At 40.6% G+C, this 12,439-nt stretch carries 12 protein-coding genes; 2 read left to right on the forward strand and 10 right to left on the reverse strand.

The genetic code is table 11. From position 1 onward, the window contains the following. Positions 1 to 990 precede the first annotated feature (990 nt). Complete coding sequence (locus R7044_RS14475; RefSeq protein ID WP_025998628.1) at positions 991 to 1,830, forward strand: LysR family transcriptional regulator; 840 nt, start codon at positions 991 to 993, stop codon at positions 1,828 to 1,830. 296 nt (positions 1,831 to 2,126) lie between these two features. After that, positions 2,127 to 2,339, forward strand: a complete 213-nt coding sequence (locus R7044_RS14480) for a hypothetical protein (RefSeq protein WP_005376260.1) — start codon at positions 2,127 to 2,129, stop codon at positions 2,337 to 2,339. A gap of 90 nt (positions 2,340 to 2,429) precedes the next feature. Here R7044_RS14480 and R7044_RS14485 read toward each other — a convergent pair whose 3' ends face one another. The 10 genes from R7044_RS14485 to R7044_RS14530 form a co-directional block, all read right to left on the reverse strand. Next, complete coding sequence (locus R7044_RS14485) at positions 2,430 to 2,819, reverse strand: universal stress protein (protein ID WP_017634770.1); 390 nt, start codon at positions 2,817 to 2,819, stop codon at positions 2,430 to 2,432. Positions 2,820 to 3,692: 873 nt separating this feature from the next. After that, the gene (locus R7044_RS14490) at positions 3,693 to 3,854 is read right to left on the reverse strand and encodes a YoaH family protein (RefSeq protein ID WP_005376257.1); all 162 of its coding nucleotides are present in this window, start codon (positions 3,852 to 3,854) and stop codon (positions 3,693 to 3,695) included. 41 nt (positions 3,855 to 3,895) lie between these two features. Beyond that, a complete protein-coding gene (locus R7044_RS14495; protein WP_033907062.1) occupies positions 3,896 to 5,017 on the reverse strand; it encodes a conjugal transfer protein TraF in 1,122 nt (373 codons plus the stop codon). Between the two features lie 60 nt (positions 5,018 to 5,077). After that, the gene (locus R7044_RS14500) at positions 5,078 to 5,959 is read right to left on the reverse strand and encodes a DUF2861 family protein (protein ID WP_033907061.1); all 882 of its coding nucleotides are present in this window, start codon (positions 5,957 to 5,959) and stop codon (positions 5,078 to 5,080) included. A 6-nt stretch (positions 5,960 to 5,965) separates the two neighbouring features. Next, entirely contained in the window at positions 5,966 to 6,628 is a 663-nt protein-coding gene (gene vxrB, locus R7044_RS14505) for a response regulator transcription factor VxrB (RefSeq protein ID WP_005376251.1), read from the reverse strand. Next, entirely contained in the window at positions 6,603 to 8,057 is a 1,455-nt protein-coding gene (vxrA, locus tag R7044_RS14510) for a sensor histidine kinase VxrA (RefSeq protein ID WP_025767766.1), read from the reverse strand. The genes vxrB and vxrA overlap by 26 nt, the downstream gene beginning before the upstream one ends. Before the next feature lie 155 nt (positions 8,058 to 8,212). Further along, positions 8,213 to 9,589, reverse strand: a complete 1,377-nt coding sequence (pntB, locus tag R7044_RS14515) for a Re/Si-specific NAD(P)(+) transhydrogenase subunit beta (RefSeq protein ID WP_005376248.1) — start codon at positions 9,587 to 9,589, stop codon at positions 8,213 to 8,215. A gap of 8 nt (positions 9,590 to 9,597) precedes the next feature. Further along, positions 9,598 to 11,154, reverse strand: coding sequence for a Re/Si-specific NAD(P)(+) transhydrogenase subunit alpha (locus R7044_RS14520; RefSeq protein ID WP_033907060.1), 1,557 nt, complete (start codon positions 11,152 to 11,154; stop codon positions 9,598 to 9,600). 434 nt (positions 11,155 to 11,588) lie between these two features. Next, the gene (locus R7044_RS14525) at positions 11,589 to 11,870 is read right to left on the reverse strand and encodes an HlyU family transcriptional regulator (RefSeq protein WP_017634616.1); all 282 of its coding nucleotides are present in this window, start codon (positions 11,868 to 11,870) and stop codon (positions 11,589 to 11,591) included. Positions 11,871 to 11,911: 41 nt separating this feature from the next. Beyond that, positions 11,912 to 12,280, reverse strand: coding sequence for a late competence development ComFB family protein (locus tag R7044_RS14530; protein ID WP_005376241.1), 369 nt, complete (start codon positions 12,278 to 12,280; stop codon positions 11,912 to 11,914). Between the last annotated feature and the right edge of the window lie 159 nt (positions 12,281 to 12,439).

The raw sequence follows: 12,439 nt of genomic DNA on the forward strand, positions 1-12,439 counted from the left end.
ATCACTACTTCGCTCTCCCACCCTTTGCAACCATTCAGGCCAAAGGCAAACCCTCAACATAACTCCATACACATAATACGAACTTAAGAGTTAGAAGATTAGCATTGGTGAAGTCAGTTTAGTTACACCGTATTTGGCTGTTGCTGCTTTGCAAGCCTCATCAGCTGTCTTGTATGGACCGTGAACTTCGATTTCATCACAGCGACAACTTTATAATAACCAGTCATCAACTTTAAAACCGTGTGGCTGATTAAGTTCCTTCATTGTATCTTGGGTTACGTTCAACACTGTACACGTTGGTTCTGCATCTTGCTCAATCAACATGAGTCAACATGGACACGCATTTGCTTAACCCAAACGTGTAAGTACTAGATTATCTTTATAGGAACAAGGAATCTATTAGATGTAAACTCTCTACTTTTCAATCTATACCTAGATCTTTCTTCATATGTTCACTCAACTCGTTAGTGGTTCTTACATTAATCTTATGTTTGCAATGATGGATTCTCAGCTCTTCACCAAATAATTTTACTAGTGATTTGGTATACAAAGTACTAATATTATTTATTATTCTATACAATGTATCTTTCTGATAAACAGATCTTTTCGAATTTTGTATTGCAGTCTTCATATTTAAATATCCTCACACTTTTAACTTTATAATTTAAAAAATCAATTTCAACTTTTATTATTACTTTTTCCGATATGTAATGAGTCATTATCAATGATGCACAATCAACAATTAAATCACCCGAATCCAACTTAGTAATTTCACGAGACAAATTCTTTATTTTCTATATTTAATCCGATTGAGTTAATTTCTTCAGGATATCGGTTTAACTTAATATCCAATATAGTTTTATTAAGATAGTAGTCTGCCATTATTTCATGACGGCTTTTAAATATCATTGTCCCCCTCCGATGATGCAAGTTATACTTTCCCACCAGTTAAAAGACAACGTGACTCAGAGTTGCAAAAAGGTAACAATCATGGAATTGATGAACAATGAGCTGATCTGCTTTGCAGCCATTTGTAAACACCTCTCTCTTACAGAGGCATCAAAAGAACTTGGAAAGTCTAAAGCTCAAGTCAGCAGGCAGCTAGCAGCATTAGAAAAACAACTTGGTGTAACACTCGTCCACAGGACAACAAGGAAACTCGTTTTAACTGATCATGGCGAAAGCATTAGAGAGCTTGCTATCAAGACGTTAGAGAGTTTGCACGAGTTAAATTACAGAGCTAGCTCGTTGAGTGAATGCATTGATGGAAAGTTTAAAATCACAATGCCCAACTCTATAGCCTCTTCTATTTTTGGTTCTGTTCTTAAAGACTTACAAGAACGATATCCAAAAGTTGATTTTGAAATATCGTCAAGTAACAATGTAGAAAATTTATTAGAAAGCAATGTAGATTTAGCGATTAGGCTTAATAATGTTATTGATGACACTCTTATTGCACATAAAATTGGTGATTATAGTGATGTTTTGATATCTAGGGTAAGTAATGCCAACAACAAAACACTATTAATCTACAAACATCATTCGAATAAGGAATCAATTAAAAATCAATATACTGATGTTATCGAAGTTGATAACACCTCTATTTTAATAAACTTTGTTTCTGAGGGAGTTGGGGTTGGTGTCATTCCAAACTATCTTATTAAAAGTAACTATATAGACAAAAACATCCGAATATCGCAAACTTTTGATATAGAACGTTCCATGTATATTGCCTACCCTTATCAAAACCCTTTGCCAAGAAAGCTAGCTGAGATATCTACTTTTATTAGGTCTGAGTTATCACAAGTATTGAAGAGTGAGTCATTTTAGGGCGGTTGTTCAGATTTAGAATTTTGCGTTGTCTACTCAACTAGGCCTAACGCTAATCTTTGTAACATATTGTTTCGGCGGTATTTATTAACACCCCCATCTTTATGCTTGCTATCACAATGTGGGATGCTCTTCCGCTTTGTTATCAAGGTTTTGCGTGGAATAAATCACGTGGGGTAAATGATAGATTGACTTACATTAAAATTTTCATCAAAAGCAACTTTATATAAAATTGATTTCATACCAATCTATGTGTATCTTCTTCCCATATCCCCACAATAACCAAGGAGAATGCCATGGATAAGCTACTCGCGTCTGCATTAGAAATTAAGCAGCGAACTATGGTGACTGGCTTTTTTGCTAGAAATGGATTCAAAATCGCTATGACCGATTTTGATGATGTCACTTTTGAGCGAGAAGGCGTGCAAGTTAACGTACATTTTGATCTGCAGTCAAACGCGGAGTCTGCATCTGTTTTATCTCATGAGGCATCAATCATTCCTGGCTAAAAACTTTTATTATCACCGATACACCAAGCCGAACATAAACGTTCGGCTTGTTAGTGACAAAAAATGATGAGTGCGAACAAGAGTTGTCGATCACTCGTCTAAATAGACGATTAATAAATCAGCTTCAACCTCGTTCACAACCTTTGGTATCGATGAAAAAAAGCGACTCAATAAGTTGTGATGATGACCACATACAACTAAGTCTATCCCCTCTTTTTTGACGATTCCCGATAGTTTTATATGAAGATCGCCGATTACTACCATGGTCTCGTTTACTGGATATAAGCATTTATCAGCGAGCTCTTGCAGCCTTCTTTCCAATTCTTGCTCTTCCTTCGCTTCCATGACTATGCGATCAACATCTACGTAAACAAATGAGAGTTTGCTGCTTGAGTTATCTGCTTGCATTATTGCTTTTTCGATAACGGCTTGGCTAGATTGAGATAAGTCGACAGCAACCAAAACGTGCTTATAACCCATCATTCCTCCCTAGGTTAGTTTTTGTTCTCATATTAAGTCTAGTCCACATAGAGCGAACACAACATCAAAACTACTGCTACATGATAGTTAAAGGAGTTTAGTGTAAAACAGGCAAATAGTTTTCATTACAACCTTGTTGCTTCCTCTCATCCAAAGATCAACGATGTTTTTCCAATTTCTTCTCTAATTATCGGACTATTTAACAGGAAGGATGCCAGGAAACGTTACGTTGTAATGCGCGTTACTGCTCTTGATTTCTACTACTCTTGAGGATTCATATTACCCACTTCAACGTCGCCTAGTTTAGTAAAACTACTTTAGATTAAGCATATTCAATATGTAACGCTCCGCTCAAATCCAGGAGACGTATTTCGGCTAAAAAAGCAGCTCAATAAGATGAATTTCGATTCATCTATTACATATGTCTGCGAGTGCTTACTGTTCTTATATCGCTTATTTAATAACTCTGGTTTAATTATCGTTATAAGTTACGGTGTCTCTTTTTTCTTTTTTTAGCATAATCTTCTGTCTGAGAACGAAGCTCTCTTGGGCTTTGTAATTAAATTACAAGATCAATCGCGACCAATATGGTTGGCAGATTAAAAGACCGAGGTAAACAATTGATATAATAGAGTTTAACTTATAAGTTCTTTAAAAAATGCCTAACTACCTGCACTGTGTAAGCCAAGGTTAATATGATGAGGTAAAATTTTACTAACCCGCTATTTAGTTTTAAAGGTAATTGCACAAGATTACAATCATAGAGGTATAGTAAATTTTAGTTACAGCGTAACCAGGGTGGTGTTTGGGAGTGTAAAGGAATAGAAAATAGAAAGGCAAAAAAACAGGGCGTATGCCCTGTCCATGAATTGATTAGTTTTGTTGCTGTTGTTTTTCTGCGTACTCAGATCGAATCCGTTCTGCAACAATTTTGATAGCTTCTGCAGTACTTGTGCCCTTCGCCATCAATTCTTGAATTCTCTCTACAGCTTGTTGTTGCTCTTGGTGAGATAGAGGGGGTAAATCGTCAAACATAAAAAGCTCCTCATTTTGAGGAGCTGACTATAACGATTCAATTAATAGGTCGCAAGGAAATTAATGGATGCACCCATAGCGTTCTCGTTTGTGTACTGAGCTGCGATATCCAATTCGAACAACTTAAGTGGGGACAACCCGATACCAGCAGTAATGGTTCCTTCGTCATTACTTCGAGCTAAGTTCTTCATATACCCTGCTCGTAATGCCATTTGACGCAAAATATCAAACTCAATACCAGCTCGAATCATCTGCGTATTATCATCAAAGGATGAAAAACGTTTTTCTTCGTTAAGATCGTAGTCAACACTCATCGTAAAGTAATCGGCAACAATCCCTGCCCCAACGGTGTATACAGGACGCATGCTATATTCGTATGATTTTATCGTATCGCTGCCATATTGGAATGATTTTGTTTTAACGTCTCTTCCGATCAAATTTTTCGCTGAAATACCGAGACGATATGGGCCAAAGAACCAAAGTGCGCCTGCGTCTAAGTTAAACATCGTTTCCGCGGTCTCATTTTCACGTAAGTCTTTAGTATCAAAATTCTGAAAACTCGTGGCGTATGAGTACGTGTATATACGCTGAAGTTTAGGAGTAACACCAAAAGAAAGGTGTTGGTTCATGAAATTAGTGTATTTAGCAAGTGAAATACCAGCTTCAGCCACGCCAATAGAAACACCTTGTACATAGCTATCATCTAATGGATTAGTACCTGAGGTATCAACATTTGGTTGTACGAATGATTCAGTGTATAACTTACCGTATGCAGTTGCAGATAAGAATTTGTTGGGAATACCAATGGCAACGACACCACCAAGATCAAAGTCTGTCTTTTTCCCATCGATAGCATCCATCGATTTTTTGATTTCATCGACGTCTGCCAATTTGCTGATGCGTTCGATCTCATCAACTAGATCATATTGATCATCGTAGCTGCCACCAAAACTTGGCACGATCATGCCTGCATCGTCATTTCGGCGATAAATCGCAGTAAGAGCGGGGTTGAAAAAAGGCGCAGTTAGATAAGTTGCTGATACGGTACCAACGCCACCCATTGCATCACTACGAGCCTCTATCGCATAAGTAGCAGCAGAGGCAGCATTAGTGAAAAGAATAGTAGCAACAGAAGTGGCAAGAATTTTATATTTGTTTTTCATACTACACTTGTGATTTTAGTTCGTCCTGAACCTTTATCGGCACAAGTAGTATTTCTTTAACTATTCTTCCTGGGAAAGATCATAGGTTCGGCTAATAGTTTGAGCCTGCTCAACAATTATATCGCCCTGCCAACGGCGACTATTGATACTTACCGCCAATACGTATCTATCGTTTGGGACACCCGCTAGCTCCAATGAATTTGGATAGTTAGACTCGTAAGTCTTTTTCCACATTTGCTCGTACTGGCCATCAATGTAGTCATACAAACCGACTTCAAGTTGCGGTAATGGACAATGGGGATTACGAAGTGCGCTCTTTTCTACTTTCCAATTCTCTTTAGATGTCCAACGAACATATTGAGAAGAGTTTGAATCTCCAAGTATTACCCAAGTTCGATACTCTTGTTTATCAGTAGAAACAACGGTTAAGTGATATAAACCAGCTTCAAGTTTACCTGTTAAGTTATAGCGTTTCGAGTAGCTACGCTCGTTGGCAAGTTCTGTCCCGCTCGGCTGTTGTTCATAGCTGAATGAACTGTCCGCGGATATAGAATCATCCACCCATCGATTAAATGAAATATTTTCGATGTCAGTTGTAGCTCTTAGCTTGATTACCAATCTAAATGTATCTCGCCCAGGGCTTTGAATAGTCTGACGAATAACGTTCACACCACTTATCCAATCAGGCAGCGTTACACCAGTGAGAGCCTTGCCACAGTTTTTAGATAGTGACTGACCAAGAAGATCATTAAGGTGAGGAGTCAAATCTTTACTTGGTTCCGTTTGCCAGAGTTCAACAAGAGAGTTGAACATACCCGCAAGATCATCTTCAAGTAAGTGTTGATGTGCCTGTGTTAAAGGCGTGTTAGTTTGAAACCAGTCCATCGCATGGACTGGTTTCACTAACGCTAATGAGACAACTACAGGGAGTAGTATTTTCATTACGACTTATGCTTTCATCTTGTAGCCAACACCACGAAGTGTTTCAATTTCCAGTCCTGGCAGTTTTTGACGAAGCTGTAGTACATGTGTATCAACCGTACGTGTTGTCGGGAAATGATTGTAACCCCAAACGTGGTCAAGTAGCTCATCACGAGTAAACACGCGACCTAAGTTTGACGCCAAAAATAGCAGCAAATCAAACTCTGTTCGAGTAAGCGTAATTAGCTCGTCTTTATAAGTCACTTCACGAGTCGAGCGGTCAATCTCTAAGTCTTTTGTAATCACTTTATCAGCGTTGCTTTGTTCTGCTGAATCCGGTGCTCGTAGCTGTGCACGGATTCTCGCAAAAAGCTCCGCCTCAGCAAAAGGCTTTGTTAAGTAGTCGTTCGCGCCGGAATCAAGGCCTGCAACTTTATCTTTTACGGTAACAAGTGCCGTTAACAAGATAACTGGTACGTCTTTAATCTGTTTCCATTCTGGGAGACATTGTACAGAGTCACCATCTGGGAGTTGGCGATCGAGAATTACCAAGTCAGCTTTTTTCCATTGTGGCTCTACGTCTGCAATACGCTCCACATGTAAACACTCATATCCTGCTTGTTCCAGGCTTACTAACAGGCCGTCAGCCAAGTTTTTATCGTCCTCAACGAGAAGCAGTGTCTGTTTCACAAGGTATCTCCAATATAAAAGTTGTAGGTGGTCCCATTAAGGACATTTTTCCGCCCATGCGGCCTACCATAGATTCAACGATTGTTAATCCAAGTCCTAACCCGCTCTTACTTACGAACGGTTTCTTCAAATTTGCCCAATCTTTAGCCGTTAGGCCTCCTGCATCTCGGACTTGGAATACTATTTTTTCTTCACTAGTTGAGACATCCAATTCAACCGGTGCGACACCGTACTTAAGCGCATTACGAAGCAAGTTATCGATACAAGTTCCTAACCAGTACACATTAACTTTAGCAGCCACATCTTCATTGATGTTAAAAAGCACGGCACTATCAAATTCTTCTTCGATCTTAAATTCTAACCAATCTGCAACGGATGGTACCCAGTCTGTTGCAAGCATTTGGTTATCAGATTGCAAATAATCTTTACTTGCTTCTGCCAATTGACGCAGGCGGCGCGTATCTTCACACAATCTGCGGAATTCGTCATACACACTTTCAGGCAAATGCTCGAACTCTCGACGAAAGCCTTCAACCGTTAGTGACAGAGATGCAATCGGTGTTCTGAGCTCATGCGTTAAAATTTGCAACACGAGCATTCTACTACGTAGTTCTTCTCGCTTGCTATTCCAACGGTACACCGCCCAACCAATCACCAAAAGAATATTGGCGATTACCAGTATGATCATACTGATCCGCAGAACTTGCGAGTGATCTTCTACATCCCAACAAATATTGCCTCGTTTAACAAAGCAACTTTTGCTTTGAGAGGCTAGAGCGTATGACAGACCCGCATTCGCTACGTTCTCTTGCCAGATATCTTTCTCGAAAACAAAGTAACGGTCACCACGTCTTAGCCAAAGTTCGTTACCTTCAATAAACATGCTCGCGCCTGCAATCAAAGCATTAATGGCGTCGTCATCCATGTTTTTCAAGCTTTCTAGCAACTCATCCCCTTCCTCGTTATCACGCTCTTTTATATGCATGTACTGAGATAGTTTGGGTTTGAGTTCTGGATACTTATCCACATAACGTGCCGCGTACGTCCCACCACCAGGGTGAATGAGACCACTACGCGAGAACCAACGAGGTGTCAGCTGCGTCCCTTTACAAATCGCTCTTGTAAATACTAAAGGCTCAGTAATTAAAGGACTTAATGGTAATTTGCCACGACAAGTATTCGCCAAGCTGTAAAGCTGTTGGATATCTTTTAACGGATAGTCAGACGTTTGCGGCAGAAGCGAATCTGGCGCAAGTAACTTGGTAGGATAATTTGATTGCAGAATACGAATATCGTACGACTTAAGAGCTACTTCATAGTTAAATAGCTCTGTAAACGTATCTATTCTTTCTGGTAGTGAATCGGAAAATGCAGGTGCCGAAAAAAGCGGCAATACAGTTGCAAAACCGAGCAAAAACTTTTTAATCAAACTGTTACCGTCACTTGTTACATTAGCCAAAACTATACATCAATCTACAAGCAATTGACATCTGCTAACAGAAGGATTTGCATTACTATAACATTGAAACGGAACAAAAAAGGGCCAGCGATTGCTGACCCTGTATAGTTTTAAATCAAGAATGGTTAAAGTGCTTTAAAAATAGACTCAACACTTTCTTTCGCATCACCAAATAGCATTGATGTATTTTCTTTGAAGAACAGTGGGTTCTGTACTCCTGCGTAACCAGTGTTCATTGAGCGCTTGAATACCACTACGTTTTTCGCGTTCCATACCTCCAATACGGGCATACCAGCGATTGGGCTGTTCGGATCTTCCAGTGCGGCTGGGTTGACCGTATCGTTAGCACCGATAACCAATACGGTATCGGTTTCTGCAAAGTCATCATTGATTTCATCCATTTCAAGAACGATATCATACGGTACTTTTGCTTCAGCGAGTAACACATTCATATGCCCCGGTAGACGACCCGCTACTGGGTGAATCCCAAAGCGAACTTCAATACCTTGTGAACGAAGTACATCAGTAATTTCATGAACAGGGTATTGTGCCTGAGCTACTGCCATGCCATATCCTGGAGTGATGATTACTGATTTTGAGTTCTTCAACATCTCTGCAACTTCTTCAGCCGTTGTTTCACGATATTCGCCCTGCTCTTCGTCACCTGAAATCACTATCTCTTGACCAAAACCACCGGCAATAACACTGATAAACGAACGGTTCATTGCTTTACACATGATGTAAGAAAGAATCGCACCTGATGAACCTACCAAAGCACCTGTTACAATCAATAGATCATTTGCGAGCATGAAACCTGCTGCCGCTGCTGCCCAACCTGAGTATGAGTTCAACATAGAGACAACAACTGGCATATCAGCACCACCGATTGAAGCGACTAAATGGTAGCCGAATGCGAACGCGATCAAAGTCATCACAATAAGAGCGAACATGCTGCCATCTGCTTTTACGAAGTAGATCATAAGAAGCGTAGAAATAACAACCGCTGCGAGGTTCATTTTGTGCTTATGAGGCAGGTTAAGTGGCGACGAAGAAATCACACCACGCAGCTTACCAAATGCGACAATTGAACCGGTGAAAGTTACGGCACCGATGAACACACCCAAGAATACTTCTACAAGGTGGATAACATGCTCAGCATGTGTTGCTGCTTCTGGCGCATCTAGGTAACTGTTGTAGCCAACTAAAACCGCAGCTAAACCTACAAAGCTGTGTAGAATCGCAACCAGTTCTGGCATCTCGGTCATTTCTACTTTCTTCGCATAGAAAATACCGATCGCACCACCTATCGCCATCGCGATAATGATCCAACCAAAACCTTGCGCATCTGGGCTAAAGATCGTCGCTATCAGCGCGATCGTCATACCAGCGATACCGTAGTAGTTACCATTACGAGCAGACTCTTGCTTTGAAAGTCCCGCCAAACTCATGATGAAAAATAATGCAGCAACAATGTAAGCTGCTTGTACTAATCCTGCAGACATTGTGACTCCTATTTATCTTTGCGGAACATTTCAAGCATACGCTTGGTGACGGTGAAACCACCGAAGATATTGATACTCGCGATCAATACGGCAATAAAAGATAGGAATGAAACGACGCCATTACCTTGTCCAATTTGCAGTAATGCACCAACGACAATAATGCCAGAGATAGCATTCGTTACTGACATTAGTGGAGTATGAAGTGCATGGGTAACATTCCATACTACGTAGTATCCGACAACACACGCTAGAACAAATACAGTAAAGTGAGAAAGAAACGCTGCCGGAGCAACCGATGCAACCCATGCAAAGGCTCCAACAGCCGCTGCCACACCAATAATTTTCTTCGTTGGAGACGTAGGTTCTTCTACTTTAGGCTCTGGCTTCGCAGGCTGTTCTTGTTTCACTTGCGGCTGAGCTGAAACCTGAATTGGTGGCGCTGGCCAAGTAACTTCACCTTCTTTCACCACGGTAATGCCACGGATAACAACATCTTCAAAATCAATATTGATGTTGCCATCTTTCTCTTTACACAGCAGTTTTAGAAGGTTAACAAGGTTTGTCGCGTAAAGCTGAGAAGATTGTGTAGGCAAACGACCAACCATGTCAGTGTAACCAACAATTTTTACCCCGTTATCCGTCATGATAACTTGGTCTTTCACTGTATATTCACAGTTACCGCCATTAGCGGCTGCCAAGTCAACAATTACACTGCCCGCTTTCATGCTGTCGACCATTTCTTTGGTGATCAACTTCGGCGCAGGTTTACCAGGGATGAGCGCGGTCGTAATAATGATATCAACATCTTTAGCTTGCTCTGCGTATAATTCTGCCGCTTTTTTGTTGAAGTCATCAGACATTTCTTTTGCGTAGCCATCCCCAGAGCCTGACTCTTCTTGAAAGTCAACGGTCAGGAACTCAGCGCCCATCGATTCAACTTGCTCTTTTACTTCTGGGCGGACGTCAAACGCACGGACAATGGCACCTAAGCTACCTGCAGCACCGATAGCCGCCAAGCCAGCGACGCCAGCACCCGCAACCAATACTTTCGCTGGAGGTACTTTACCGGCAGCCGTAATTTGACCTGTAAAGAAACGACCAAACTCATGAGCTGCCTCAACCACTGCACGATAACCAGCGATATTAGCCATCGAAGATAGCGCGTCTAAGGCTTGTGCACGTGAGATACGAGGAACGGAATCCATGGCAAGAACGTTAATGTTCTTACTTGAAAGTTGTTCCATCAACTCAGCATTTTGAGCCGGCCAAATAAAGCTAACCAGTGTTGATCCATCTTGCAGTAACGCAATTTCGTCAATGCCTTGCTCATCATCCACAATTGGCGCATTAACTTTTAAAATAAGGCCAGATGCCCAAACTTCTTCACTAGAAACGATTTTCGCACCAGCTGCTTCATAAGCGGCATCATCGAAACTCGCTAGCACCCCCGCTTGGGATTCAATCGCGACATCGAATCCCAATTTTATTAACTGCTCAACCGACTTCGGCGATGCAGCCACTCGCGATTCACCCGCGAGTATCTCTTTAGGTACACCGATTTGCAAAACGCATACTCCTTGTATACATATCAATAAATTAGTCCCAAAACAGAGCGTCGCTCTACTCTAATTCTTTTTTATTTCTATCTGTTTACCACGCAAGACAATTGCAAACGAAAGATGATGTTTGGGGACACCCATTTGCACAATAACACCTTGACTAACAGCCCTGTTATTATTCTGTTTGTATCGAACGCGTCTCATTACTTCAAGTGTTTTGTAATTTAAATACTAAATTTCATTACATATAACGCTAAGTAATGAATGATTGTCGCTCTGTGCTCGAAAAATAACAACGCAACACCGTACTAGACTGAGGTCTAACCAGGTAACGATTAAATACTGACTTAACAGAGATTTAAGCGTTAAAAAGAAAGAACCACTAGCATATACACTAATGGCTCTTTTTAAGATGACTGGAATCAAATTGCAGTAAATTGCTAGTCGAAGATTTTATCGCCCATTTGATCAATAAACATTTGAGATTTCTTCAACATAAGGTCATTGGCATCTTGCTCTGAGCCAAGTAAATCGGAGCGAATAAACCGATGTGTTTTCACTTCATCATTGTCATGCTTTTCTATTCGACCAGCGATGCGATATTGTCCGCCCTCTGAAAGGCTCTCTGGGTAAATAAAGAAACCTTTATACTCAACTGGCTCGATAGTTTTAGCTTCAGCGGTTTTCTCACTACCACCAAACAAACGCGAAAAAAATCCCACGATTCCTCCTTGGGTCAACTCACTAGTCAACTGAGCGACTCTTACTTGATATTAACGTTAAGGATCGGTTTTTCATACCAATCCAACTCTTTGTCATCATCATAACTAGTATGGGAAAAAATTACAGGCACATCATACTCTCGGTTCTTACGCCTGTCTTCTTTCACCATTTCTGCGGCGTTTTTCACCGCTATATCCGCGCTTTGCTTAAACTGGCTTAATTTTTGTTCAGGAAGTGAAGACAAAAAATCAATATCATGACGGATATAGACAGGCTTGAGCTGGATAAGCGCAAGGCAAGCAATATCGGCTAACTGTTCGTTGTCATACTGTTCTAAAAATTCGGGCAAACTGAGAACCTGGCCTACTAATGTTTCCATGTAATTGTGCACATCTGAGCTTATCTGCATCTGTAAATCTCCTTTTTCCTATGAAATGAGTATAGCAACGACTTGTTTATAACAACTTATTGATTGCTCTTAATTTAATCAATCTCTCTCTTTTTGCCGTAATGTCTTCCAAAATACTTGGGAAAAGGAACAAATAGACGTATTCTTGCTAGTTCTCAA

This window comes from Vibrio sp. 1402 (genome assembly GCF_033340275.1).